At 64.3% G+C, this 25079-nt stretch carries 30 protein-coding genes; 14 read left to right on the top strand and 16 right to left on the bottom strand.

The window, feature by feature from the left end:
- Nucleotides 1–51 precede the first annotated feature (51 nt).
- Nucleotides 52–294 (bottom strand): hypothetical protein, encoded by a 243-nt coding sequence (locus DVK01_RS11065; protein ID WP_053968454.1) that lies wholly within the window; start codon nucleotides 292–294, stop codon nucleotides 52–54.
- A gap of 321 nt (nucleotides 295–615) precedes the next feature.
- Here DVK01_RS11065 and DVK01_RS11060 point away from each other — a divergent pair, with 321 nt between their 5' ends.
- Complete coding sequence (locus tag DVK01_RS11060) at nucleotides 616–1968, top strand: hybrid sensor histidine kinase/response regulator (protein ID WP_101349682.1); 1353 nt, start codon at nucleotides 616–618, stop codon at nucleotides 1966–1968.
- On the opposite strand, the gene DVK01_RS11055 is transcribed toward DVK01_RS11060, so the two are convergent.
- From DVK01_RS11055 to DVK01_RS11045, 3 genes are all read right to left on the bottom strand, one after another.
- Nucleotides 1965–2684: a metal-dependent hydrolase gene (locus DVK01_RS11055; RefSeq protein WP_101349681.1), complete on the bottom strand. Its 720-nt coding sequence runs from the start codon at nucleotides 2682–2684 to the stop codon at nucleotides 1965–1967. The two genes, DVK01_RS11060 and DVK01_RS11055, sit on opposite strands and share 4 nt — an antisense overlap.
- A gap of 74 nt (nucleotides 2685–2758) precedes the next feature.
- Nucleotides 2759–5350 carry a heavy metal translocating P-type ATPase gene (locus tag DVK01_RS11050; protein ID WP_121536683.1) on the bottom strand — a complete coding sequence of 864 codons (2592 nt, stop codon included), beginning with the start codon at nucleotides 5348–5350 and terminating at the stop codon, nucleotides 2759–2761.
- A gap of 138 nt (nucleotides 5351–5488) precedes the next feature.
- The gene (locus tag DVK01_RS11045) at nucleotides 5489–5752 is read right to left on the bottom strand and encodes a hypothetical protein (protein WP_053968458.1); all 264 of its coding nucleotides are present in this window, start codon (nucleotides 5750–5752) and stop codon (nucleotides 5489–5491) included.
- Nucleotides 5753–5898: 146 nt separating this feature from the next.
- Here DVK01_RS11045 and DVK01_RS11040 point away from each other — a divergent pair, with 146 nt between their 5' ends.
- Complete coding sequence (locus tag DVK01_RS11040) at nucleotides 5899–6984, top strand: S1C family serine protease (RefSeq protein ID WP_121536681.1); 1086 nt, start codon at nucleotides 5899–5901, stop codon at nucleotides 6982–6984.
- Between the two features lie 31 nt (nucleotides 6985–7015).
- Here DVK01_RS11040 and DVK01_RS11035 read toward each other — a convergent pair whose 3' ends face one another.
- The 4 genes from DVK01_RS11035 to DVK01_RS11020 all read right to left on the bottom strand — a co-directional run bounded on the left by DVK01_RS11035 (nucleotide 7016) and on the right by DVK01_RS11020 (nucleotide 10184).
- A complete protein-coding gene (locus DVK01_RS11035; RefSeq protein WP_101349678.1) occupies nucleotides 7016–7444 on the bottom strand; it encodes a hypothetical protein in 429 nt (142 codons plus the stop codon).
- 101 nt (nucleotides 7445–7545) lie between these two features.
- Nucleotides 7546–8490, bottom strand: coding sequence for a DNA replication complex GINS family protein (locus DVK01_RS11030; protein ID WP_121536679.1), 945 nt, complete (start codon nucleotides 8488–8490; stop codon nucleotides 7546–7548).
- Nucleotides 8487–9665 (bottom strand): DNA primase small subunit PriS, encoded by a 1179-nt coding sequence (gene priS / locus DVK01_RS11025; protein WP_101349676.1) that lies wholly within the window; start codon nucleotides 9663–9665, stop codon nucleotides 8487–8489. Before priS ends, DVK01_RS11030 begins: the two co-directional genes overlap by 4 nt.
- 39 nt (nucleotides 9666–9704) lie before the next feature.
- A complete protein-coding gene (locus tag DVK01_RS11020) occupies nucleotides 9705–10184 on the bottom strand; it encodes an N-acetyltransferase (protein ID WP_004516592.1) in 480 nt (159 codons plus the stop codon).
- Between the two features lie 120 nt (nucleotides 10185–10304).
- Here DVK01_RS11020 and DVK01_RS11015 point away from each other — a divergent pair, with 120 nt between their 5' ends.
- Nucleotides 10305–11399 carry a DoxX family protein gene (locus DVK01_RS11015; RefSeq protein WP_121536677.1) on the top strand — a complete coding sequence of 365 codons (1095 nt, stop codon included), beginning with the start codon at nucleotides 10305–10307 and terminating at the stop codon, nucleotides 11397–11399.
- A 23-nt stretch (nucleotides 11400–11422) separates the two neighbouring features.
- On the opposite strand, the gene DVK01_RS11010 is transcribed toward DVK01_RS11015, so the two are convergent.
- Complete coding sequence (locus tag DVK01_RS11010; RefSeq protein ID WP_121536675.1) at nucleotides 11423–11851, bottom strand: type IV pilin; 429 nt, start codon at nucleotides 11849–11851, stop codon at nucleotides 11423–11425.
- A 90-nt stretch (nucleotides 11852–11941) separates the two neighbouring features.
- Here DVK01_RS11010 and DVK01_RS11005 point away from each other — a divergent pair, with 90 nt between their 5' ends.
- Entirely contained in the window at nucleotides 11942–12793 is an 852-nt protein-coding gene (locus DVK01_RS11005; protein ID WP_121536673.1) for a translation initiation factor eIF-2B, read from the top strand.
- 99 nt (nucleotides 12794–12892) lie between these two features.
- Nucleotides 12893–13114: a hypothetical protein gene (locus tag DVK01_RS11000; protein ID WP_101349672.1), complete on the top strand. Its 222-nt coding sequence runs from the start codon at nucleotides 12893–12895 to the stop codon at nucleotides 13112–13114.
- Nucleotides 13115–13123: 9 nt separating this feature from the next.
- Here DVK01_RS11000 and DVK01_RS10995 read toward each other — a convergent pair whose 3' ends face one another.
- Nucleotides 13124–13318, bottom strand: a complete 195-nt coding sequence (locus DVK01_RS10995) for a hypothetical protein (protein ID WP_101349671.1) — start codon at nucleotides 13316–13318, stop codon at nucleotides 13124–13126.
- 125 nt (nucleotides 13319–13443) lie between these two features.
- Nucleotides 13444–14178 (bottom strand): proteasome assembly chaperone family protein, encoded by a 735-nt coding sequence (locus tag DVK01_RS10990; RefSeq protein ID WP_121536671.1) that lies wholly within the window; start codon nucleotides 14176–14178, stop codon nucleotides 13444–13446.
- 77 nt (nucleotides 14179–14255) lie between these two features.
- Here DVK01_RS10990 and DVK01_RS10985 point away from each other — a divergent pair, with 77 nt between their 5' ends.
- Nucleotides 14256–15317, top strand: a complete 1062-nt coding sequence (locus tag DVK01_RS10985) for a mechanosensitive ion channel family protein (protein WP_121536669.1) — start codon at nucleotides 14256–14258, stop codon at nucleotides 15315–15317.
- Here DVK01_RS10985 and DVK01_RS10980 read toward each other — a convergent pair.
- Nucleotides 15287–15733, bottom strand: a complete 447-nt coding sequence (locus tag DVK01_RS10980) for a universal stress protein (RefSeq protein WP_101349668.1) — start codon at nucleotides 15731–15733, stop codon at nucleotides 15287–15289. The two genes, DVK01_RS10985 and DVK01_RS10980, sit on opposite strands and share 31 nt — an antisense overlap.
- A 32-nt stretch (nucleotides 15734–15765) precedes the next feature.
- Entirely contained in the window at nucleotides 15766–17124 is a 1359-nt protein-coding gene (locus DVK01_RS10975; RefSeq protein WP_101349667.1) for a bifunctional UDP-sugar hydrolase/5'-nucleotidase, read from the bottom strand.
- A 72-nt stretch (nucleotides 17125–17196) separates the two neighbouring features.
- Between DVK01_RS10975 and DVK01_RS10970 the strand changes: the two genes are divergently transcribed.
- The 7 genes from DVK01_RS10970 (at nucleotide 17197) to DVK01_RS10940 (ending at nucleotide 21080) form a co-directional block, all read left to right on the top strand.
- The gene (locus DVK01_RS10970) at nucleotides 17197–17436 is read left to right on the top strand and encodes a DUF5816 domain-containing protein (protein WP_004516602.1); all 240 of its coding nucleotides are present in this window, start codon (nucleotides 17197–17199) and stop codon (nucleotides 17434–17436) included.
- Nucleotides 17437–17624: 188 nt separating this feature from the next.
- Nucleotides 17625–17957, top strand: coding sequence for a hypothetical protein (locus tag DVK01_RS10965; protein WP_101349666.1), 333 nt, complete (start codon nucleotides 17625–17627; stop codon nucleotides 17955–17957).
- Nucleotides 17958–17981: 24 nt separating this feature from the next.
- Nucleotides 17982–18515, top strand: a complete 534-nt coding sequence (locus DVK01_RS10960) for a mechanosensitive ion channel domain-containing protein (RefSeq protein WP_101349665.1) — start codon at nucleotides 17982–17984, stop codon at nucleotides 18513–18515.
- A 67-nt stretch (nucleotides 18516–18582) separates the two neighbouring features.
- Nucleotides 18583–19497 (top strand): metal-dependent hydrolase, encoded by a 915-nt coding sequence (locus DVK01_RS10955; protein ID WP_121536667.1) that lies wholly within the window; start codon nucleotides 18583–18585, stop codon nucleotides 19495–19497.
- Between the two features lie 58 nt (nucleotides 19498–19555).
- Nucleotides 19556–20176 carry a hypothetical protein gene (locus tag DVK01_RS10950; RefSeq protein WP_101349663.1) on the top strand — a complete coding sequence of 207 codons (621 nt, stop codon included), beginning with the start codon at nucleotides 19556–19558 and terminating at the stop codon, nucleotides 20174–20176.
- Nucleotides 20173–20832, top strand: a complete 660-nt coding sequence (locus DVK01_RS10945; protein ID WP_101349662.1) for a hypothetical protein — start codon at nucleotides 20173–20175, stop codon at nucleotides 20830–20832. Before DVK01_RS10950 ends, DVK01_RS10945 begins: the two co-directional genes overlap by 4 nt.
- Before the next feature lie 47 nt (nucleotides 20833–20879).
- Nucleotides 20880–21080 (top strand): dodecin, encoded by a 201-nt coding sequence (locus DVK01_RS10940; protein WP_004516608.1) that lies wholly within the window; start codon nucleotides 20880–20882, stop codon nucleotides 21078–21080.
- Here DVK01_RS10940 and DVK01_RS10935 read toward each other — a convergent pair whose 3' ends face one another.
- Both DVK01_RS10935 and hisD read right to left on the bottom strand, forming a co-directional pair.
- Entirely contained in the window at nucleotides 21081–21455 is a 375-nt protein-coding gene (locus tag DVK01_RS10935; RefSeq protein WP_004593334.1) for an iron-sulfur cluster assembly accessory protein, read from the bottom strand.
- 89 nt (nucleotides 21456–21544) lie between these two features.
- The gene (gene hisD, locus DVK01_RS10930) at nucleotides 21545–22816 is read right to left on the bottom strand and encodes a histidinol dehydrogenase (RefSeq protein WP_101349661.1); all 1272 of its coding nucleotides are present in this window, start codon (nucleotides 22814–22816) and stop codon (nucleotides 21545–21547) included.
- A 137-nt stretch (nucleotides 22817–22953) separates the two neighbouring features.
- On the opposite strand from hisD, the gene DVK01_RS10925 reads away from it, so the two are divergent.
- The gene (locus DVK01_RS10925) at nucleotides 22954–23880 is read left to right on the top strand and encodes a hypothetical protein (RefSeq protein ID WP_121536665.1); all 927 of its coding nucleotides are present in this window, start codon (nucleotides 22954–22956) and stop codon (nucleotides 23878–23880) included.
- Between the two features lie 16 nt (nucleotides 23881–23896).
- Here the strand turns inward: DVK01_RS10925 and DVK01_RS10920 are convergent, their stop codons facing one another.
- Nucleotides 23897–25078 carry a redox-regulated ATPase YchF gene (locus DVK01_RS10920; protein WP_121536663.1) on the bottom strand — a complete coding sequence of 394 codons (1182 nt, stop codon included), beginning with the start codon at nucleotides 25076–25078 and terminating at the stop codon, nucleotides 23897–23899.
- Nucleotide 25079: the final 1 nt, after the last annotated feature.

Here is a 25079-nt window from a genome sequence, read left to right as displayed (position 1 = left end):
GCGCGCGGAACGAACCGCCCGCGACGGCCCCGCTGGACCCGCCCCGAAGATTCACGTCCGCGTGACCGTGATAAGCCCTTCTTTCAGTGCCGCTTCGAACCGCTCGTCAAGCGTCATCTGCTCCCAGCCGTCTGGCCGATTCTCCGCGGCAATCTCAGCGAGCGACTCGACCAGCGACCTGTGGAGGAACCGTCCGTTCTCGCCACAGTCATCGCAGGTCTTGATTATCGACCGAACCTCGAAGTCCCGCTCGACGCCGGCCTGGCATCGGGCACACACGTACGTTTCGGACACACCTGACTATACGCCGTCCGGATACTCGGGTGTTGTGAAACATTTCATCTGGGCATCATAACCGGTTATGGACTGTTTCTATCGACGGCACTCGTCGACTACCGTACAGCTCTCTGGGCGGGAAATAGCCCCCGTGATGTGTTATTGCCGTATAGCGGCCACTGAGCGCAGTTGCCGGGACGATTCAGACGGCGGCCGGTCGCTGCGGACGGCAGTGTCCGATATAAGTCGTGGGAGCGCATCCCGCTACTACGTCATATTTTATTTTCATCATGACTACTAAACCTATTTACAATCCCAGTACAAACCGTGGGCGTGTTGATGTCCCCGCCGACCGTCCTCCTCATCACCGCCGAGACTGCTGCCGGGAAGCGGTTACAGGCGGCACTTGAACAGGCAGCAATCGACGCCACGGTTGAGACGACCGAGCCCGAATGCGTCGATACGACACTGCTACGTACTGCGGTTGACTGCCTCGTCGTTCCGGTGACGTGTGAGGGTATGGCCGGCGGACATCTGGCGGAGGCGGCTACCGGTCTCTACCCGACCCTCCCAGTAATCATGTACGGCTCTGAGGCAGACCGTGGAGAGCACATTCAGGCGGTCGCCGACGACGACCTTGGGTCGCCGGAACTGGCAGCCGCAGTCGGTGAGGCGCTCGAAAACAGTGAGACAATGGCCGCACGGCCGGCTTCCCGGCCGGAGACGATTCTCGCCACGATGTTCGAACGGAACTCCGAACACCTGTACGTAAAAGACACTGACAGGCAGTATTTGCTGCTCAACGATTCCTCGTACGCGCCCCCGGAACTGCTCGGCCGGCGGGACGAAGATGGGCTCCCCGCGGGGGCGACGTATCTGGATGCGGCGCGCGGTGACGACTTACAGGTCATCAACGACGAGACCGACATCCTCGACATCCACGAGTTCTCGCCGTCGATGGGAAAGCACCTCCGGACATCGAAGGTCCCATGGTACGACGAAACTGACGAGCTGGCCGGCCTTATTGGGATCACACAGGACATCACCGACCAGAAGGAACGCGAACGTCTTCTCAGACAGCAGAACGAACGTCTCCGGAAGGTGGCACTGCTGGCCGCACACGAACTCCGAAACGAACTCCAGGTGTCGACCGGCCACCTCTCGCAGATTGAGGCCGACGACGAGCACATTGGCGCTGTGGAGGAGTCCATCGACCGACTCTCCAGTATCGTCGATAAAGTCGTCTCGCTGGCGTCGAGCGACTCGCCGGAGTTCGAACCCGAGCAACAGTGGCTCTCGACGGTCGCCTGGGACGTATGGAGTTCGCTGTCGCTCGAAGCCGCGTCGCTCGAAGTAACATCAGACAGGCGGCTGTTGGCGGACCCGGAATCAATGCGCCTGTTTCTCGAAATCCTGCTCTCGAACGCCGTCGAACACGGCGGGCCGGACGTGGCGATTCGGGTCGGTGCCACGTCTTCGGGGTTCTTCGTCGCGGACGATGGGCCCGGCGTCGACGTCTCGCCGCCGGAGCGGGTGTTCGAGGCGGGATACGCATCAGAGAAGCAAAACAGTGGGTTCGGACTCTACATCGCCAACCGGATCGCAAAAGAACACGGCTGGTCGCTGTCCGTCGATGACAGCGAGGCGGGCGGCGCGCGGTTCACCGTGACCGACGTGGAACGACCGGACTAGAGTTCGAAAGTCTCGTCGCCGTCGAGGACGTGGACCTCGGCGTCACTGCCGGTGCCCGCCACCTCGTTGACGAAGTCCTGTGTGTCGATTTCGATAGGCGGGAACGTGTCGTAGTGCATCGGGAACGCGTGGTCGACGTCCAGCCAGTCGACGGCGACGGCGGCCTGCATCGGTCCCATGGTGAAGTGGTCGCCGACCGGAACCGCCGCGGCGTCCGGTTCGAGGAACGGCCCGATGACGTCGCGCATCTCCGTCATGAGGCCGGTGTCGCCGGCGTGGTAGAACGTCGTCGACTCTGCGTCGCTGACCTGCGTCGGCTTCGTATCTGAGATGATGAACCCGCCCGGCATCCCGCCGCTGGTGCCGTAGCTGGTGTCCATGCCGTTGGTGTGGTCGGCCCGGTGCATCGTGACGAAGGCGTCGCCGATTTCGACGGTGCCGCCGAGGTTCATCCCCATGCCGCCGACGGCGTCGAAGTCGCCGAAGTTGTCCTCGCAGTACTCGACGACTTCCGGCGTCGCCACGAGCCCACTGCCCTCGTAGCGGTCCACGTCGCCAATGTGGTCCGCGTGGCCGTGGGTCAACAGCACGTAATCGGGGTCCAGTTCCTCGGGGTCCGTATCCGTCTTGGGGTTATCGAAGAACGGATCGATGAGCAACTCGGTGTCGTCGACTGTCACGTGCCACGTCGAATGGCCGTACCATGTGAGTTCCATACCGGATGCACGCTACTCGCGGCGTCTACTTAATATTACAGTGAGTGGGCGCCAAACGGCAGAGCCGAACGAACTTACGGCTCGTCGACACCGCTTTCCGGCCGGACCCGTGAGAGCCGCATCGCGTTCCCGGTCACGGCCGTCGTCATCCCGGCGTCGCCCGCGAGCACGGCCGCCCAGATGGGAACGAGACCGAACGGAACAGCGACGGCGAGGCCAGCTTTGACCGCCAGGCTGGCCCAGATGTTCTGCCGGATGACGCCGTTGGCGTCGTTCGCCAGTTCGTACAGGTACGGGAGTTTCGAGAGGTCGTCGCTCATGAGGGCGATATCAGCCGTTTCAAGCGCCGTGTCCGTGCCGGCTGCTCCCATGGCGACTCCCACAGTCGCGCTCGCCAGCGCCGGCGCGTCGTTGATGCCGTCGCCGACCATCGCCACGCCGTCGTGCTCCTCGACGAGGTCCTCGATAGCGGCGACTTTCTCGTCAGGCAAGAGTTCGGCCTGGTATTCGTCGACGCCGACTTCCCGGGCGATAGCCCCTGCCGTTCGCTCATTGTCGCCGGTGAGCATCACCGTCCGCTCGACGCCGAGGTCGCGGAGCCGGGCGATGGCGGCTCTTGCCTCCGGGCGCACCTCGTCGGCGACGGCGATGATACCCTCGATCTCGTCTTCTGTCCCGACGATGACGACCGTCTTTCCTTCGGCCTGAAGTTCAGGCACGGCATCTTCCAGCAAGTCCAGACAGTTGTTGCGCTCACAGAGCTGCTGGGTCGTTTTGGTGACAACACCGCCATCGGTGGTCGCGTGGACATGCGAGAGGTCGAAGCCGAGCTCCTCGAACAGGCCCGGTTTCCCGGCGTAGTGGGGCGTCCCGTCGAGGTCTGCACGGACGCCTTTCCCAGTGATGCTCTCGAAGTCATCGACGTCGGCGCTCTCGACGCCGGTCGTTCCCGCCTCTGCGACGATGGCCTCGCCAATGGGGTGTTCGCTCCGCTGTTCGAGCCCACGGGCACACCGAAGGACCTCGTCCTCGGTGTTCCCGTTCAGCGGAATCACGTCGGTGACGGTCAGTTCGCCTTTCGTCAGCGTGCCGGTCTTGTCGAAGGCGACCACGTCGACCGCGCCCATCGCTTCGAGGTGGTTCCCGCCCTTGATGAGAACGCCGTTCTTCGCGGCGCTGGTGATGCCGGAGACGACTGAGACAGGCGTCGAGATGACGAACGCGCAGGGACAGGCCAGCACCAGCAGCGTCAGCCCGTGCACGACGGCGGTCGACCACGCTACGCCGAATACGGTAGGGGACGCCAGCGTCACGAGGACGGCGAAGGCGACGACGACCGGCGTGTAGTACGCCGAGAAGCGCTCGACGAACTGCTCGCGCTCGGTCTTGTTCGACTGGGCGTCCTCGACCATCTTGACGATGCGCGAGAGGGTGTTGTCGCTGGCCGCCGCTGTGACCTGCACTTCCAGATACCCCTCCTCGTTGATCGTCCCGGCGTACACCTCGTCACCTTCGGTCTTGTCGACCGGGACGCTCTCGCCGGTGATCGGAGCCTGATTGACTGCGCTGGTCCCATCGACGACCTCGCCGTCCATCGGAATCTTTTCGCCGGGCCTGATGACGACGACATCGCCGACCTGTACCTCGTCGACGGGGACTGTCGTCTCCTCGCCGTCCTGCAGAACTGTCGCCTCGTCGGGCGAGAGGTCCATCAGTTCTTCCAGCGAGTTCCGCGCGCGGTCCATTGAGTAGCGTTCCAGCAGTTCCGCGACGCTGAACAGGAACGCGAGCGTCGCGGCTTCAAAGTACAGCGCCTCGCCGAAAGCCAAGCTGGCAGTAAGCGCGCCCAGAATGGCGATGGACATCAGCAGGTCGATGTCCAGATTCCGGTTTTTCAGGGAGTAGTAGCCCCCGCGCAGGATTTCTTGACCGCCCGTCGCTACCGCGATGAGAAACAGAACGTCGTCGACGTACAGCGGCGTCCCCAGAGCGCTGCCGACTTGCGCGTTCGCGCCGGGCAGCAAGAACTCCAGAAAGAAAACGAGGCCCAAGGCGACGAACACGCCGCTGACCCACGTCTTCAGCGCCCGTGAACTGGTCCAGATCGAGTCGTTCTCGTCCGACTGTCCGGTCCCCGTGTCGTCCTCCCCCGCCGTCTCCGTGACCTCGTAGCCGGCGCTCTCAATAGCCGTCACGAGGTCCCGCTCCGTCGCCGCGTCGCGGTCATACGTGACAACGACCGTCCCGGTGGTCGGGCGTGTGTCGGCGCTTCTGATGCCGTCGACCCCGCCGAGCGCGCTCTCAACCTTCCCGGCACAGGAGGCACAGTCCATCTCCGGAACACTGAGCCGCAGCGTCTCACCGCCGTCGTCTGCGACGGTGTAGCCCGCTGCTTCGACGCGTCCCGTGATCGCAGCTAAATCCGTCTCGGCTTCGTCGTACTCGACGATGAGTCGTCCCGCCGCTATCTGCGGATCGATAGTCTTGATACCGGGGAGTTCGCGGACGCTCGACTCCACCTTGCCCGCACAGGAGGGACAGTCCATCTCCGGGACGGACAGCTGTGCGACCTGCCGCGTCCGTTCTCTGTCTGTCACTGTCGGAGGACCGTCGTCACCCGCGCCGACACACGCACCACCATCCGAACAGCTGTCGGACTCCGTCATTACCGGTGCTAGGCTACCCGATCTTATTAATCCAGCTGCTAAATCTGGCCCATAAACTGGGATTTGTTAATAAATAAGTGCGGTTATATTATTAACCCAGCCAGTATCGACCGTGTAGCTGGCATTGCCGGCCGCCACTCACTCGAACGGTGTCGTCCGCGTCGGTTTCCCCTGTGCGTACCGGATCCAGCGCCGCATGTGTCGACCGACGGCCCAGAACAGTACGACAGTCATCGCCAGTAGCGCCGACAGGAAGACGATTCCAAGCCGTATCGGTTCCTCAGTCGGGAGGCCGATGAGCAACACGATCGTTCCGACAAGTGCCATCTCGACACCGCATCGCAGTCCGGGTAACAGGAACCCCGGTGTCGGCGTGTTCGTTCCCGATGAATCCTCTGCCATGCGCCCCCGTATGCTATCGGGACGATTGTAGTTTGTGCCCGCTCTCCGGGTCAAACTGAAAGCCACAGCCCACAGCAATCAAGCACTCCGATTCCGATAAATAGCCCTGACCGTGCCTTTTTCGCAGCCCAGACCCACGCTCCAGTATGAAACAGTCTCTCACCCGCCGGGCGATGCTGGGAGCCCTCGGGACAGCTGTCGCGGCCACGGCTGGCTGTCAGAGTCCCGGGACCGGCAGCGACTCGGGCGGTGATACCGGGGGTCAGTCGGAGTCAGCCGACGCGGTCGCGCAGTCCGACAGCGTCTACACCGACGTGTATCAAGAGGTAGCCGATGCCGTCGTCTCGATCAGGGTGTATGCCGAAGACGCCCGTGGTGGGCAGGGGAGCGGCTTCCTCATCGATGACGAGCATATCGTCACGAACGAACACGTCGTCGCGGGCGGAGACGAATACTACGTCCGCTTCGCAGACACCGGCTGGCGCTCCGCCTCCGTGGTCGGTGCGGACGTGTACAGCGACCTTGCGGTCCTCCGTGTCGGTGCGACGCCGACCGTGACACCACTCTCGTTTGCCAAGACTGAGCCCACCGTCGGGACCGAAGTCGTCGCTATCGGGAACCCGTTCGGGCTGTCCGGGTCAGTGTCTGCGGGTATCGTCAGCGGCGTCGACCGCACGCTCCAGAGCGCGAACAACTTCTCCATCGCAGACGCGGTCCAGACCGACGCCCCCGTCAACCCAGGCAACAGCGGCGGACCATTGGTCACGCTAGACGGCGACGTACTCGGCGTCATCAATTCGGGCGGCGGCGACAACGTCGCATTCGCCATCTCGGCCCCGCTGACTCAGCGTGTCGTGCCGTCGCTCATCCAGACCGGCGACTACGATCACCCGTATATGGGTGTTGGCCTCCGGGGCGTGTCGCCCCGACTCGCCGAGGCAAACGACCTAGACCCAGCCTCTGGCGTGTACATCGACAGCATCCTTGAGGGCGGCCCGGCGGCGGGCGTTCTGCAGGGAAGTGACGGGGAGACGATGATTTCGGGGGCGGCGATTCCCACTGGCGGTGACGTGGTCAGGCAGATGGGCGACACCCCGACGCCGACGCGACAGGCGCTCGGAAGCTTCCTCGCACTGGAGACCAGTCCCGGCGAGACGGTCGACGTTCTGGTCGAGCGCGACGGGGCACAGGAGACAGTCGCACTCACGCTCGGAACCAGACCAGAGCCGTAGGCCGGTTCAGCGGTTGTGGCAGCGCGCGTCACTACGTTCGGAACCAACCCTGTCCGCGACGCCTGCGACCGGCGGTGAGATACCCGACGACGGCGGCCAGCGGCAGTGTCACCGGGAGTCCCGCGACCAGCAGTCCGATACCTGTACTGCCATCCGCGAGTGTGTAGATGGTAACGCCGGCCGCAGTAACGACGAATAAGTCAGCGACGGTCGCCAGCGCGGCCAGTCGAAGGCGAACCGCGCGCTCGGAGACCGTACCCGCGGCCGCCAGGTCGCGGTACCACAGCAGGACGTAGCCGGCAAACAGCGCCGTCAGACCGGCTGAAACGCCCACAGGGAACCCGATGAGCAGCGAGAACTCTATCCCCGGTTCGAAGCCGGCGGTCACTGCGACGGTTGTGACTGCGAACACGAGTGCACCGAGAAGCAAGGCAACGACGATTCGGACGTGCGTGTTCATACGTATCAGCTTGACGACTCAATATAAATAGCCCATCGCCGCCACGAAGCAGTTCGTCGGGCGGCGCTTCGTACAGCGGCCAGTTCCTTCCACCGGCCGGCTTACTCTAACGGCTCGGCAGCGTCCTGTTCGACCAGCGGGTCAGCGTTGTCGGCTGGCAGCGTCACCACGTCGTCGGTCGAGAGGTCGTACTCGCGCTGGTCGACGCCGAATATCTCGCCCACGTCGTCCGTAATGCGCACCGTTCGTCGGTCCACGTCGGCGGCCCCGGACGTATCAGAACCGCCTGGTGACTGCCGGCCGCCGTCGGCCTGTGTCGGGTCCGTTCCCGGTTCGGGGTCGGACTCAGCGCCGGCTTCGGCCGGTGGGACCGGAACGTCGTCTTCGGCCGGCACGTCCGCCGGGTTGGACTGTCCGGCGGCAGTGGGATTGCTGTCCGTGTCTAGCTCGGGCGGCGGCGTCGGTGGGTCGGAGTCCGCCGCTGGCGGCGACTGGTCTCCGCCGCTGCCCATCATGTCAGCCGCGTCGACGCCCGAGTCCGGTGTCGATACCGGCTCGGACTCATTGGCTGCCGGTTCGTTCGCCGTCTGGTGTGGCTCCGGATCGGAGGCCTGTCGCTCATCGGATTTCGGCTCGTCGCCGACCGCGCCGGTCGGGGCCTCGCCGGCGATCACGTCAAGGACGTGACCCCGATTGGATTCGATAGCATCGACCATCGTTTCGAACAGGTCCCGCTCCTCCCGCGTGAGGCCGTCGTCCTCGGTCGGCATGTCCGCCGCGGCCAGTGACGCCATCTTGACTATCTTGCCGACGCGGCGCTCGTAGACGGCCTCGACAGTCTGTTCTGCGGTCTTGATGTCGTCGGTCAGGCGGTTGACCTCGGGGGAGTCGAACGGGTCCTCGGCGCGCTCGGCCGCGCGCTCGCGCTCGGTCCGGAGCTGTTGAATGAACTGTCCGGCGTCCTCGTAGAACGTCTCGCGCAGCTGCTGAAGCTGATCTGTCTGGCGTTCGCGCGATTGGACGGACTGGAGCTCGTCTACGTTCATTCCTTCCCCTTCTCGGCACGCCCGCGGGCCATGAGAAACACGCCCACGTGCTCTGGTACAGTCTGATTACCCGCCTCCAGTGTAAAGCTATCGCCATCCAGTTCGACAAGCCCGCCGTCGGTCACCTCGACGGTGATGTCGTGACCTCGGAACGTCTCCGGGACGGGGTCGACCAGCGGGTCGAACGCGTCGAGGTCCTCGCGGTCGATACGCTGGACTTCCAGCCCGCTGCCGCCGTGTAGCGAGCCAGGCAGGCGGATGAGTCGGTTCGTGTCCGTTGTCACCGGCTCGTCTATCGGCGCGTTGTCCGCCGCGACGACCTCGTGGAGCAGAATCTTCGCCAACTGGTAGAACGCCGGATGCACGTCGATGTTGCCGGCCTCCAGTTGCTCGTAGTTCGACCGGGCGGCGTTCAGCGCCGCCGTCGCCTTCCCCTCGCCGATGCCGTCGTACTCCTGCAGTCGGTCCAGCGCGTCGGCCTCCTCCATCGCTAGCAGGTCGTCGACGACGGCGAGCATGTGGCGGTGGGCGCGAGCGCTCCAGCCGCCTTCCGTCGAGAGCGTCCGCTTCTGGGCCGGGCTGGACCGGCCAGCCGTGCCGGCGACGGCCTCCTCGTCGACGAGTTCGTCGAACTCCAGCCCGATGCCGCGGACGTAGTCGACGATTTCCCGGCGCGCGTCCCGTTCGAGGTGGCGGATGCGCTCGTCGCGGACGTGGACGTGGTAGCCGCGACCGCCGGAGAAGACGACCGTCAGGTCCTCGAAGCCGAAGTCGTCCTCCAGGAAGTCGAGCAGCCGCAACAGCGCGTCCTTGCACTTTTCGAGCATCTCGGCGTAGCTGTCCTCGCCCAGCACGACGCTGGGCAGGTGGTCGGCGTCGAGGTCGAACACGAGGTCCGAGGAGCGCCAGCCCTTCTCGGACATGGTGGAGGCGCTCGGTTCGTCGTAGCGGCCCGCGGAGAAGTAGACGTGGCGGGGCTTCCGCCGGCCGAGGAAGTCCTCAATTTCGCCGAGGTCCAGCAGCGAGCGATGGCGGACCATCGTCTCGCCGGGGCCCTCAGTCCACGGGATGAACCCCCATTCGCGTTCGTTTGCGGCCGGCGGCGGCGTTACGGATGCCTGGCGGTAGTGGTCGCCGAACCGGCCACGGAGGTACGCGCGGGTCCGCTCTTCCATCGGCTACCTGCTTGGGGAGGTCCCTTGAAAAGCGTTCGCTTAACCGCGCAGGAACTTCGACAGTTTGTCCGTAATCGAGTCCTCTCCAAGTTTGAGGTAGTATGCGTCGCCGCCGTCCTCGTAGTAGTTGTCGATGCGCCGTGTAATCTCGAAGCCGATGTGTTTGTAGAAGCCGAGTGCCTCCCGATTCGTCGCCCGGGCGTGGCAGGTCACGCTGCCGTAGTCCTCGGCGACGCGAGCGACGAGTCGCTTGCCGAAGCCGTGGCCCCTGTACTCGTCGTCGACTGCGAGAAAGAGAATGTAGCCGTCGCGTCGAACCGCGGCGAAGCCGATGAGGCGGTCTCTGGAGCGGTCGATGTAGAGATAGGTGGTCGACCGTCGGTAGGCGTCACGAAAGAACCCCCGTCGCTGCCGGAGGACGCCGTCAGCCTCGCGGATGTCCTCCTTGAGCCGCCACGCCGCGTCGACGTGTTCGTCGTCCCCGCGTTCGACGATCTGTGTCTCGATATTGACGCTCACTGCCGTATAAGTAGTAGAGGCGTGGATATAATTCCACCGCCTACAGAGAGGGGTATCTCAACGCCCAGCGCCGCGAACCGGACGAACAGGGTTAGGTGGATAGCACACGAATTCTCAGGTATGGACACACGCGTACCGAGTTTTATCGGCACCGCCGTCCTCACGCTCGCTCTCCTGTCGCGACCCGCGGCGGCACACGTCGACTACGTGACGGACGGGCCGGGCGAGGCCCTTGACGCGGTAGCGTTTGCGATATCCGTGCTGTCTAATCCGGTGAACGCGGCGGTTTTCGGCGTCTCGGGCGTGGCCGTGACTGTCGGCCTCGTAGCGTATCTCCGGGTCCGGCCGACGATTGCGGACATCGTCATCCTCCGGGACGTACTCGTCGGCTACGCGGACCTCGTCCCGTGGATGCTCCGACTCAGCGTTGGACTGCCACTCGTCGGTGCCGGTTTTCAGGGGTATCTGTTCGCCCCGACAGTGACGTTTGACCCCGCCACGAGCCCGGCTGTCCGCATCCTGTTCATCGGGTTGGGTTTCACGCTCTTGTTCGGACTCGCGACCCGTATCGTCACGGCGGTCGGGCTAATGACCTACGGCTGGGCGCTGAGCGTCGACCTCGGCGTCATTCTCGCTATGGAGTACGTGCCGGCGTTTCTGGCGCTATTGATTCTTGGCGGTGGTCGCCCGAGCGCGGACCATATGCTCCAGCAGGTCGCCAGCACTGACGGGACCTACTACGGCCGCGTCGACCCGGTCCACTACCTCAAGGCTTTTCTCGACTCGGCGACGGCACCGTACCGCGAGTACGTCCCGGTCATCGTCCGGATCGGCATGGGTGTGACGTTCATCTATCTCGGACTGTTCCAGAAGCTCGCCGAACCCGGTCAGGCGCTTCTGGTCGTAGAAAAGTACGACCTCACTGCCGTCGTCCCCGTCGACCCCGGGATGTGGGTGCTCGGGGCCGGCCTGACCGAGATGCTGGTCGGACTGGTGTTGATACTCGGCTTCATGACTCGCGGGGCCGCGGCCGTGTCCTTTGTCCTGTTTACCACGACGCTGTTCGGACTCCCGGACGACCCGGTACTCGCGCACATCACGCTGTTCGGGATGGCCTCGGCGGTGTTCACGATGGGTGCTGGGCCGCTCTCGTTCGATGACTGGTTCGGTCGACCGGCACAGAGCGACCGGGAGACCGTCGTGTCGGCTGACTGAGCAGGCCACAGCAGTCCCGCAGGTCAGTTCGCGCCGTCCCACTGGTCCAACTGAGTCCGATTCCCGCTCGCGTTGTGGTATATCGTGATCGTGTCACGAGCGCCTACGCGCCGCCCGTAGGCGTTGCCGCTGCTCAACTGTGCGATGTCGCCCGGGCCGATCATCGCGTCGGGCTCGCGGCTCGCCACTTGGGCCCAGGTAACTGTCTGGCTCGGCCCTTCGAATTCGACGTTCCCGGCTTTGAACTCGTCGCCGCGTTCGTGTGTGACGATGAGCAGTTCGTTGTCCTCGACGTAGTCGTAGCTGAAGTTCGCCTGCGGGCCGCTGCCATCGTCCTCGATGACGAGGACGTTCAGCCCGACAATCGCCGTCACGAGTAGCGTCATTCCGACGAGTACGGCGACGCCGATGCCCTCTGTCATCCCGACCGTGTCAGTGCTGAGCCGTCCCATAGGCGTCTATCACCCCTAATGTGAGACGGCGTTAAATGCTGTTCGACGGCGAGGGGAAGACACATATCGGTCCAACTCACAGCCACCGGTATGATAGACGAGACTGTCAAAGAGATCTCGGAGATGCAGACCCACAGTTCCTCCGTGGTCGCAGTCAAAGCCGCCCAGGCGCTCCGGGACCTGACTGACAGGGAATACCCGACGGTCGATGACTACCTCCGTTCGCTCGACCGGAACAGCAGCGCCCTCCGACGAGCGAACCCCTCGCATGCTTCCCTCCACACGACCCAGCACCGGATCGTGAACACCGTCTCAGATGCGGAGCCCGACGACGTGGCGGCCGCCAAGGAACTGACGAACGAGGCGATCGACGACGTTATCGACTCGGTCGAGTCGTCGAAAGACCGCGCCGCTGCACGCGCCGTCTCGGAGATTGCCGATGACGACGTGCTGTTGACACATGACTTCTCCTCGACGGTCCTTGCGGCCATCGACGATGCTATCGAAGCCGGCCACAGCTTCGAGGTGTACGTTACGGAGTCACGACCGCGCTTCCTCGGCCGAAAGATGACGCGCCATCTCTCCGACCGGGACGGGGTTGACGTGACGCTCATCGTCGACAGCGCCGCCGGCCACTTCATGTCAGAGGTCGATCGCGTGCTCGTCGGCATGGACTGCATCGTCGACGACACGCTGTACAACCGCATCGGCACGTATCCGATTGTGACGGCGGCGGCGGACAACGACGTTCCGGTAACGGTGGTCGGGGCTGCCGCGAAATACGTCGACGGGGCCTTCGCCTTCGAGAACGAGATTCGGTCGCCGTCGGAAGTACTCCGGGAGCCCGCAGACGGATTCGAGGTCGCAAACCCGGCCTACGACGCGACGCCGACGCAGCTGCTGGATACGGTCGTCACTGACGACGGGATCCACGAGTACTGAGACGGGGCGCTGTACGTTCGTTCGAGAGCCAGCAGGGCGGGTTCTAGTACCGAAAAGCGAGGTCGAAGATTCTTGTTGCTGGCAGTGAAGAAGCCACGTATGGACGACACTGCCCTCCTCCGCCAGACGATCCGTCGGTGTACCGCGGTACTTGTTGTAACGCTTGCCACTGTTGGAGTGAGCCTGCAGAGTGCCTCAGAAGCGAGCTACTTGCTCATACTGGCCACTGGCGCAGTGGTGTATCTCGCTGCTGAGTTCATCAGGGTGAATCCGACTGCTGAGAACGCCAGTCGTTCCTCGTCTACAGATGACGAGAGGTAAGTACGTAGTCTACCGCTGCTGGACGACGGCGTCACAGTCCGGACACCGGAGCTCCAAACTGTTCTCGGTTGCTTTGGCTGTCCAGTCGCCAGTCACTGCGCTCTCGTGCCCACAGTCGGGACAGAACAGCGATGTCTTGGACCGTGTCTGTGGTGGGGGGTCTGAATCGACCGCGCTGGTCGTGTAGATTTCGGTGGAGGTCATCAAGGAAAAGAACGGGTTGTAGGCTGAAAAATGTGTCGACAGAATGTTTGATTGTTCACGCACGATGTGGAATTACCATAGTTTAAATTCCCCAGATTGTGGATATTTGTTCCAGATATTGTCCTTTACATGTACATTCGGTCATCTATGAACTGCTCGGAATCGGCCGCCTCCATCCGCTCTGCGAGCGCCTGGTAGTGGGCTTCGATGTTCGCGGCGAAGGCTTCCAGCGGCCCGGTGTCGATGTCGATTGCGTGGGCCGCTCCCAGCGCGGTGAGCAGTCTGATTGCGGCGGCCGCGTCGGGCGCTTGCGGGTGAGTCGGCGTCGTAAACACGCCGGTCGGAAACGACTCATCAATGCCTCGCGCGACTAGCTCCGCACTCAGTCCATCGAGAAATCCGTTCCCCATCGGCCTGATGTCGGTGTCGTCGAGATACGAGTCCCGGTACGCTGGCGTTGCGATGTAGAACGGAACGTGGTCTTCCGGGCCGTGTGCGACGGGAGCGCCGGTGAGCATCGTCATGTTCGAAGCATCTAGTTTTCTCCCAGCAGTCGTGATTGCCGCGGCGAGCGCTCCAGCCTGGGCCGGCGGTACGAACCGCTCACCCACGACGACGGCAAACGACGCTGCCTCGTCCGCGTACAGCCGCGTGTGGTGTCTCGGGGTCCCGTTCTCGAAGGGCGTGATGAACGGCGGTTCCGTCGTCCGCAGGTGGCCGACCTTGTGCATCGAGTCTTGGTCGGCGAGATAATCGACGGCGGTGAGGCCAGCCAGCCCGTACTCAGAGACACCGATTACCAGCGTATCGACCGGTTGCCGGTCATCTGAGAGGACCACCGAAATGTCATCGGAAGACATAGTCGGTCAGTCGGAGTGCGAGGGCTAAGTAGTTCGGGAGGGGAATCCTTTTCTCGTGGCGGGGTTGAATCCCTGGCATGCGTTTTGGCCCTGTCTGGCCGTTGCAGACGCCCACTCCGACGCCGACCGAAGCCGCGACGGAAGTGGCGACAGAAGTGGCGACTGACATCGGTGGGTTGCTCCCGTTCTCGATTCCGGTGTGGGTGGCGAACATCGGGCGGTCTCTGATTGTCATCGGGCTGGCAATCGTTGTCTCCCGTCTTCTCGTCCGTCTTCTCGGTCGACGCGTCGCTCGGCAGTTCCGGCGGCCGAGCCTCACCCGGACGGTTCTGCGCGGCATCCGTGTCAGCGTGTACGTCTTCGCGTTGCTGACTATTCTGAACATCTACGGCCTCCAACTGGGTGACATCGCCCTCTCGGTCACCGTGTTCACGGCCGTGGTCGGTGTCGTGCTCGCCCCGATCCTTGGCAGCTATATCTCTGGGGTGTTCCTGCTGGCCGACCAGCCCTACGAAATCGGTGATATGATCGAACTCGCCGACACTGGCCAGCAAGGGTTCGTCGAGGACATCACGCTCAGACACACGAAGGTGTTCACCCTCGACAACACGTTTCTCGTCATCCCCAACGGGGAGATCCGCCAGCGGGATGTCGTCAACTACTCCGCGGAGGACTCACGGACGCGGCTGTCCCTCGATGTGCTGGTCACCTACGAAAGCGACATCGCTGTCGCGCGGACTCTTATCGAAGCGGCGGCCCGGGAAGTGGACAACGTCATCTCCGGCGGGCCGGACATCCGCGTCGGTGCGGCCCGATATCCCGCCTCGCCGACAGTGTATATCAACAATTTCGCCGACCACGGCGTGTTGCTGACACTCCGGTACTGGGTGACCGAACCGTACAAACTGCTCGCTGTCCGTTCGAAGGTCCAGACAAACGTCTGGCAGCGGCTCGAAGATGCAGACGTCGAGATCGCCTATCCCCACTCGCACCTGTACTTCGACGACACCAGCGGTGAAATGAACGTCTCACTCAATAACGGGTTTGATGCCATAGACGGCATTGACCGGACCCGTACGGCCACCGGTGACTCACCCGTCCCACCCAATCAGGACCCTGATGACCTCGCCGACGAGTGACGGCTAGACTGGGCATCCGGCTCGACGGTGACGATTTCGCAGTCGAGTTCCTCGCGGAGGAACTGTTCGACATCGGGGTCGTCGACCAGCCGGCGGATCATCTGTCGCCAGCGACTCGCCTGTTTGCTCCCGATGACGACGATGTCGGCGTCCTGTGCGGCGACCTCGTCGAGAATAGTCTCTTCGACGAGCATCCCCGACCGGACGACGTACCGCGTCCGCGGGACGTGGCCGAACGACTGCTCGACGGCACGTTTGAGTTCTGTCCGGTCGACACGGTGGCTGTTCTGGTATAGGTTTACATGCAGGACGGTGAGGTCCGCGTCTTCCTCGTCGGCGATCTGAATGGCCTCCGCGAGCGTGGCTCGGGAGTTCTCCGAGAGCGGGTATCTGACCGGGACGACGACCTGTGGCATCGGCCGAACGTACCGTGCCGAGGTTTAAATCGCTAGCGGCGAGTGAGTCTCCCATCGACCGCCGGGTCGATGTCCGTCTCGCGGACGTAGTCGGCCAGCGCTTCGTACTGTACGTCGGCGACGCTGACCCGGTGGGACTCGGTGAGGACCGGAAACTCCAGCTCGGTGTAGTAGAGGTAGTTACTCGTCGCGAGCGTGTAGGTCTCGTCGTCGCGGACCGGCTCTCCGTCGACCCGCAGTCGCTCGATGGTTTGTGTCTCATCGTTCCAGATCAGTTCGACGCCGCTGAAATGAGCGTGCCACCAGCTCTGGTCGCCGAACGCGACCTGTTGTCCGCTTCCCTGTCGACACAGCGTCCGGAGCTCCGCGCCCGTCAGTTCGGCGACAGTCAGCGGTTCCTCGAACGGAACGACAGAAATCATATCGGCGACCGTCAGCGCCCCATCGAGCGGAACCGTGTCGTTCCGGAGACCGCCGCTGTTCTGGAGGGCCACATCTGCGCCCGTCGCCCACCGGTACGCGTCCGCGACGAGGTTGCCGAGCCGACACTCGCCGCCGTAGGTCGTCGCCTGCCGTCGGTCGAGAGGCTCGGCGACATGCCCAACGACTTCGTCCAGTCCAGCTGCGGAGAGTCTGTCCTCGATAGCTGCCGCGAGTCGGGCGTCGACAGGGCCGTCGGCGGCCTCGCGGAACTGCGCAGTCGGTTTCGGCCCGGTGAGGTCCACCTCGACAACGGCCTGGCCGTTGGCTCCGGGTCTGGTGAGCAACGTCCCGGCGACGCGGTCGATACGGCGCTCGTGGACGTGCCCGCCGAGGATTACGTCTACGTCGCAAGCGCGGGCCAGTTTCTCGTCAGCCCGCCCCAGGTGTGAGAGCACGACGACGACGGCCGCCCCGTCGTTCCGAAGCGCTGTGGCCGCTTCGCTGACGGCCTCGACAGGGTCGGTGAACGTCAGCGTCGTCGCCTGTGGATTAGCCGAGGCCGTGTCCGGGCTGGTGACGCCGACGAAACCGACCTGCACTCCGTCGACGGCCCGACTCGCCCACGGTCGGGTCACCCGTCGAGCGAACCGCTCGCCGTCCTGTTCGACGTTCGCAGTCAGCCACGTCTGTGGCGACCGTGCCATAATCGCCCGCGTCGCATCGAGTCCGTGGTCAAAATCGTGGTTGCCCAGCGTCTCGAACGCGGGCGTCAGCGCGGTAAAGAGGTCGAGCGACTGCTCGCCGTCGGTGACCAGCGACAGCACCCCCGGACCGGTGTTGTCCCCGGTGCCGACCACCAGCGCATCCGAGCCATCAGCGGCGGCCACTGTCCCCGCGAATCGACCGATTCGCTCGGGTGTGTCGTACGCTTTCTCCACGTCAGAGTATTGAATCAGCCGGGGACTCACACCCACAGTGCAGGGGAACCAGTCACTAATGGTTTCCGCAGTGATTTAGCCGCTGGCCTGTCATGATCACGTATGGACGCACTCGACGGTCCTGACGGGGAGACACTGTATGTCGACCGCAGCGACGGCGACATCGGCACGAAAGGCGCGTTTTACGTCGTCTACCGCGACGCCGACCGCGAGCGGCGCTGGGGCTATTTCTGTAGCAACTGCGAGACGTTCAACAACGCGATGGATTCGATGGGGCGCATCCGCTGTAACGACTGCTCGAACCTCCGCAAGGCCGAGGAGTGGGACGCCGCCCACGAGTGACAGCGGACCCGGGCGACCGGACTGTTTTCCCTTCTGACCGCCTCGGTGAGTCGGACAGTCGCTCAGAGAACCGGTCCCCTGCCAGTACCGATCCACCCGCTCAGCGCAGCCGCCGTCTGTCCCAGTGAACTGTCAGCTAGGTGGCTAGTGGGAACGTTTATGCGATAGCCAATGATACTAACTCTCAGATGGGGGCCGTTACCACATCACTCGACGAGCAGGCCCGGTCGATATTCGACGACCTCGGATACACCGTGTCGCGCACTGGCACCGAACTGCGAGCGGAACACGACTGGCGGGTCGTCACGGTCTCAGTGCTCGACTCGCAGGACCCAATACCAGAGAGCGGCAATCTGCGCTGTTTCGTCACACGCACTGGCGAGGCAACACACCTCAGCCGCCGTCTCAATCGGCTAGACGTATCATATGACTGGGCCGTCATTGAAATCACCGAAGATGGCGACTACGAGGTGGTTCGTCACCCCGACGACACAGCCATGTCGGCTGACGCCAACACTTAGGAGTCTCTCCGTTCACCATCCGGCGTGCAAGTCGGTGTCATCAATCGAGCACTCGAACAGCTAGTCACGAACGTCGTCGACGCACTCCCGCGGCTTATAACCGCGTTCGTCTTTCTCGCCATCGCTGCAGTCGGCATCAAGGCAATCATGTTCGTCGTCCAGGCCGTTCTGAAGCGGTCGCTGCCCGGCGAATCACCCGTGTACCGACAGTTTCTGTCGGTGATCGTACTCGTGTTTCTGTGGTTCGGCGTGGCGCTCTCGTTCCTCTCTATCGTCGGCCTGACCGCCATCGCCGCATCTCTCGGAACGGCGACCGGATTCCTCGCACTTGGCGTCTCGTACGCGCTCTCGGAGATGATAAAGGACGCCGTCGCGGGCGTCTATCTCCTCCGCGACCCCGACTTCAACCCCGGTGACACGGTCAAAGCCGGCGACACCACCGGCGAGGTGGCCGCCATCGAACTCCGGAAGACGCGGTTCCGTGTCGACGGTGACACCGTCGTCAGAGCTAACGCGGCCATCGAAGAACGCTGGACGAAAGTCAGCGCCGAGTCCTGAACGAGGGCGAGTCCCGCGCTACCCGTTCACACGAGGTGTTTAAGCCTCTCGCCATCATATTCGGTGTATGTTCGTCGGGCATGCGCTGTTTGCGTTCGCCCTCGGAGCCCTCGCCGCGTGGTGGCTTGGACTCTCGCGCGAGCGAGCGGTCCAGTTGGGCGTCGTGGCCGGCCTGTTCGCCGCAACTCCCGACGTTGACATCGTCTACGCCCCCTTCGGACTCCTCGTCGGGGCTGCCGAGAACCTGACAGCGGACGGCTTCTGGGAGACAGCGAACGTCGTCCACCGCGGGCCGACACACTCGCTCGTGCTGGGGGTCGTACTCGCCGCCGCGGCCGGCCTCTGGGCAAGTAACTCTCGGACTGGCCGAGCCCTCGTGCTGGCCATCGGCGTCGCACTGACTGTTCTCACGGGCACACTTAGCGGTCCCGTCGCAGGACTCGTGACGCTCGTATTCGTCGTAGCCGTGCTTGGTGTCGCCACAGTCGCACAGTCACGCGACATCAGTTCCCGGACGGTGGCCGGGCTGGCCCTACTGGGACTGCTTACCCACCCGTTCGGTGACCTCTTTACTGGCGGCCCGCCCCCGTTCTTCTACCCCTTCGACGTGAGCCTCGTCGCCGAGCGGGTGATACTCCACCCCGACCCGACGACGCACCTCCTGGCGGCGTTCGCCATCGAACTCGCGACGGTGTGGCTCGCCGTGTGGACGTACGCCCACCTCCGCGGATACGTGCTGACCGAACTCGTCCGTCCCCGGGCAGCGCTGGGAATTGGCTACGGGGCAGCTGTCCTGTTCTTGCCCGCACCGACGCTCGAAAAGTCGGCACACTTCGTGTTCAGCGTCCTCGCGCTGGGCGTCGTCGGTGCACCGACTCGGCCCTTCAGTGACGGTGTCGACTGGCTGGAGACAGTCGTGACGGGGCTGGCAGCGGTGACCATCGCCGCACTCGCGTACGCCATGGCATATGGGGCTGTCTGAAACAGTCCCCGCCGATATCGGTCGATAGGGTTTTTCCAGTCCGGGCTCACCAGACAATATGAGCCGAGACGTGGCGCGGTTGCTCCGGGACAGGCGCGTCAACGCCCTCGCGGCGTGGTGCATCGTCGCTATGCTGGCGGCCGTTTCGGTGACAAGTGCCGTTCAGGCCGACCTGTTGTGGGCCGGATTCGCGGCGGCCGTTGCGGCGCTGGCGCTGTTTCCGCCGGTTCTATTGCGCAACCGGGACGCCATGCTCCCCTGGGAAATCCTCTTGCTTGCGGCGTCGCCCGTCGTTGGCCGTCTGTTTGCAACGCTCTCGATGACCGGCAATCTCGCGACCTACCTCTCGGTTGCCGCCATCGCGCTCATCCTCGCCGTCGAACTCCAGCTCTTTACGCCCGTCCGGATGACGCCCCGGTTCGCCGTCGTCTTCGTCGCCATAACCACGATGGCTACCGCCGGCGTCTGGGCCGTCGTCCGCTGGGTAGCCGACCAGTTTCTCGGGACCACCTTCATCCTCGATCCGACGGTGTCCGAACACGTCATCGAGGAAGCGGTGATGTGGGAGTTCGTCGCGTCGACTATCGCCGGCATCGGTGCCGGCGTGGTTTTCGCGTACTACGTCCGCCGGCAGGCCGGGATCAGCCGCGTCCCCGAGGAGGTCCAGTCGGACGTATGAGGGTCCGTGACCGCTTCAGCATCAGCACAGCGACACAGCAACGGCTTTCGCGAGCCCTGTCACTCGCACTCATCGGCCTGCTTGCGGTTGGGATCGAGCGAGGCAACGTCGGTATCATCGTCAATTCGGGCGTCGCCATCCTCGTCACGCAACTCCCGGCGCTGCTGGAACGGGACTACGGCATCGCGCTCGACCCAGCATTGACTCTGTGGATCACCTCAGCGGCGTTCTTCCATGCACTCGGAACCGTTGGTCTCCCGGGGGCCGAGGAGAACTTCTATGTCACCATCTGGTGGTGGGACCACTTCACCCACGCTCTCTCGTCGTCGGTCGTCGCCGCGGTCGGGTACACGACGGTTCGCGCGCTCGACGAACACACCGATGAGATCTCGATTCCCCCGCGGTTCATGTTCGTGTTCCTCCTCCTGTTCGTGATGGCATTCGGCGTCTTCTGGGAGGTTATCGAGTTCTCGATCAGCCTCGCCGCGTCGGCGACCGGGAACGACACGATTCTGACACAGTTCGGGCTCAGCGACACGATGCTCGATCTCGTTTTCGATGGTATCGGCGCCATTATTGTGGCTATCTGGGGGACCGCACATCTCACCGACGCTGTCGGTCACGTCGAGGCACTGTTGAACCGCCAGTCGCAGTGACCTGTCCGTACTTTTATCACATCGGTGTGTGAACAAATGTCACGCAGATGGTTTTCAAAAAGATCACACTCATCGGAACCAGTTCGGAAAGCTTCGATAAAGCCGCCGACGACGCCATCGAGCGCGCGGAGGCGACACTGGACAATCTCAAATGGGTCGAAGTGGAAGAACTCGGCGTCGAAATCGCCAGCGTCGAAGGTCGCGAGTATCAGGCCGAGGTCGTCGTAGCGTTCGAACTCGAAGAGTAGCTACGTCCGGAAGGACTCGCCACAGCCGCATTCGCTGACCACGTTCGGGTTCTGGACGTGGAACCCGGCCCCTTGCAGGCCGCCCTCATAGTCGAGTACTGACCCTTCGATGTAGTCGATACTGGCGTCGTCGACGAACACGCGAAGCCCGTTGCGCTCGAACACTTCGTCGTCGTCTTCCGGTTCGTGTTCGAACCGCATCCCGTATGAGAGGCCGGCGCAACCGCCCTGTTGGACGTACAGGCGGAGCCCGGATTCGTCGACGTCCATGCCTTCGCTTTCGAGAAGGTCCAGTGCCTCTCCCGCTGCCTGCTCGGTGACGGCTACGTCCTCGCCCCCGAGGTTCGGGTCGCCGTCGTCCGCTGTGCTGCTCATACACAAGTATCCACGCCCGAACGTGTTAACAGTGACGCCGGTGGAACACCGTGGCAAGCGTCAGAGACGGACGGCCACCGGGAACCGCGTTACTCCTCGAACCGTTTGCGGACGCTCTGGGCGTGGGCTTCCAGCCCTTCGGCTTCGGCGAGGGTTGTAATCGTGTCCGAAATATCGTCCAGCGAGTCCTTCGAGAGTCGCTGGACCGTCGTCGACCGGACGAACGTGTCCACGGAGAGGCCGCCGGAGACTCGTGCGCTGCCGCCGGTCGGCAGGACGTGGTTCGTCCCGGTCGCGTAATCGCCGGCCGCAACAGGGCTGTACGGGCCGAGGAACACGGACCCGGCGGAGGGAATCCGTTCGAGGAGCGATTCGTCGTCGGCGGCCTGAATCGAGAGGTGCTCGGCGGCGTACTCCTCGGCGAAGAGGACAGCCTCGCTCATCGAGCGAGCGAGGAGGACGCCGGACGCGTCGTTGTCCAGCGCGGCGCGGATGACCGCCTCGCGCTCCCGGCCGTCGGCCTGCTCGTCAACGGCCTCGACGACTTGCTCGGCGAGGGTCTCGTCGTCGGTGACGGCGACGACGGAGGCGTTCTCGTCGTGTTCGGCCTGTGCGACGAGGTCCGCTGCGACCAGTTCCGGGTCCGCGTCGCCGTCGGCGACGACCATAACCTCGGAGGGGCCGGCAAGGAAGTCGATGGCAACGTCGCCACGGACCTCGGCCTTCGCCGCCGTGACCCAGCGGTTGCCGGGGCCAACGACAATGTCGGTCGCGCTGACGGTTTCAGTCCCGTAGGCGAGCGCCGCGATGGCCTGTGCGCCGCCGACCTGATAGACGGCGTCGGCTCCGGCGACGTGGATAGCCGCCAGCGTGACGGGATTGACCTCCTCGGCCGGCGGGGTGGCGACGGCGACGTGCTCGACGCCGGCGACTTTCGCCGGGATGACACCCATCAGCACGCTCGAAGGGTAGGCCGCTGTGCCGCCGGGCGCATACACACCAGCGCTATCGAGCGGCCGGTACCGACGGCCGAGTTCCCGTCCGTCGAAGTCGTCGCGCCAGTCTTCGGGGACCTGTCGCTCGTGGAACGCGCGGATGTTCGCCGCGGCGTCCTCGATGGCCGCGCGCACGTCGTCGTCGACCTCCTCGTAGGCTCGCTCGGCGGCGTCCGTGACGTCGATATTGCCCACCGAGACATCGTCGAACTCCTCGGCGAAGCGCCGCAACGCCACGTCACCCTCCTCGTGGACCTGCGAGACAATATCCCTGACATCGTCTCTAACGGCGTCGACACCGGCGTCGCGGTCGAAGAAAGCGGCCCGTTCGTCGGGACCTAAGTCGGCTATCGGCCGTACGTTCATACGCCTGGTTCGGGACGGGGCAAAAAACGGGTTTCCCTTCGTCGGCCGGGGGCGGCCGCGAGCGCGGCGTGGGGGAGACGCGCCGCGTCCCGTCGACCTCTCGTCACCGTTTTCCGACACTCGGGCCTACGGGCGGTATGGCTTCAGCCGACGACCATCGTCGCCGGACGACCGACCTGCCAGCGGCGGCGACCGACTACTTCGCGCCCGAACTGGACGCTCTCGACAGCTATCTCGACACGGTGCCGGCGACCATCGACGCGGCGGCCGGGGACGCCGCCGTCGGCCCGATACACGCCCTCCCGTGGTTCTACGTGGCCGACTTGACCGGCTGGCGCGGCAGTACGCTCGCCCGCCTGCTGGCCGCGGAGGCGGGCGCACCCTGCTACGAACTCTCGGCCGGGGCCGCGGACGCGCTTCCGGCCCTGTGGTCCGTCGTCGACGAGAGCGGGCGCGGCCCCGTCGTGCTCCACCTGGAACTGCAGGGCGAGGGCGGGCGGATTGTACGCACGCTTCGGGAGGCGCTCCGCCGTGACTACACGCATACCCCTGACAGCTGGGACGAGCCGGTTCGCGGCGACCCGGCGAACCTCCACGTCGTCTTCATTGACACCAACCCCTCGAAGCGGCTATCCGTGCCGCTGCCCGCCGCGACGACGCCCACCACCGGCGCGGTCCTCTCATATGCGCCTCGCTGGAGTATGCTCCCGGAACGACCCGACGGAACGACTGTGCTTCCGGACCCGCCAGCGCTCCACGACCGCGAGGCCGAACTTGAGCAGTTCCTGCTGGCTGCGCTGGCTGAACGCGGTAGCGACGACGCCAGACAGCAGTACGTCGACAACGCCGTCGAAATCCTGTCGATAACCCACTCGCTCATCGGGAAGCGCGACCTGCTGTTCGACGTGTCGCCGCGGCTGGCGCTGAAGTACGGGGCGCTCCTTGAGGAACTCTCGGTCGGTGCGGCGACGGAACGACTCGGCCGGGACGTGCTCGGGCAGGTGCCACAGAGCCCCGGGAGCGAGGGGGTTCGGGCGACGCTGCGGGACCTGCTGCCGGAGTGAGCGCGGGCGACGGTGCTCAGTTCGCGTCGCTGACGATTTTGACGACCGCTCCCTCTTCGAGTTCCGTCTCGTCGCTGATGCGCCGGTTCTCGCGGGCGTCGACGGCGTGGATGTAGCCGTCGCCGATGTCCGAGTGGACGGCGTAGGCGAGGTCCTTCGGCGTCGACCCGCTGCGCAGCAGGAACGCGTCGGGGAGGACGTTCCCCTGGCCGTCGGTCCAGTGGGTCTCGTTCTGGACGGGGTAGGCGGTCAGATGGTCCAGCAGGTCGTAGACGGCAGTGTCGAGCGCGCCCTGAACGCCGGTGCCATCCCACTCCTCCATGACGCCGCGGATGCGGTTCAGCCCCTCCCGCTGCTGGTCGCTCACGTCGCCGACGATGTCGAAGTCCGGGTCGCCGGGGTCGTAGTCGACGACGCCGGCCTGCGCGGCGTTTCGAAGGGCGAGTTCGCCGTCGGCCGTCGCGGGCACGACCACGTCGGCGGCGTCCTGCAGGGCCTCGATGTTCCCCTCCGGGGCGATGTCGGCCTTGTTTGCGACGACGACGAGCGGCTTCGTCCGCTGGCGGATTTCCGTTGCCAGCGCCTCGCGGTGCTCGTCGGTCCAGGCGATGGGGTCCTCGGGGTACTCCAGGTCCCGCAGGGTGCGGGCCACGTCGAGTTCCGAAGCTCCGACACCGGCCAGCATGTCCACGAGCGACTCGTCGAGTTTGAAGTCCGGCGAGCGGGACTGGCGCTCGATGGACTCCCAGTTGCGTTCGACGATGCTGGCGAGCCACAGGTCCATCTCCTCCTCGACGAAGTGGACGTCCTCGACGGGGTCGTGCTCGCCGACCTCGACGGGTTCGCCCTCGGCGTCGGTGCCGCCGGAGGCGTCGACGACGTTGAGAATCACGTCGGCGGTCGACAGTTCGTCGAGGAATTGGTTCCCGAGGCCACGGCCCTCGTGAGCCCCGGGGACGAGGCCGGCCACGTCGATGAGTTCCACCGGGACGTACCGCTTGCCCGCCCGGCAGTTGTCGTCGCCACAGCGTTCCTCGCGGTCGAGACAGGGACAGTCCGTGCGGACGTGGCTGACCCCGCGGTTGGCGTCGATGGTCGTGAACGGGTAGTTCCCAACGTCCACGTCGGCCATCGTCGCCGCCTTATAGAAGGTAGACTTGCCGGCGTTCGGTTTGCCGGCCAGCGCGATAGAGAGCATG

Origin of the sequence: Haloarcula sp. Atlit-120R (assembly GCF_003665885.1) — an archaeon.
Taxonomy (GTDB): Archaea; Halobacteriota; Halobacteria; order Halobacteriales; family Haloarculaceae; genus Haloarcula; species Haloarcula taiwanensis.
This window is presented reverse-complemented; position numbering and strand designations above follow the sequence as displayed.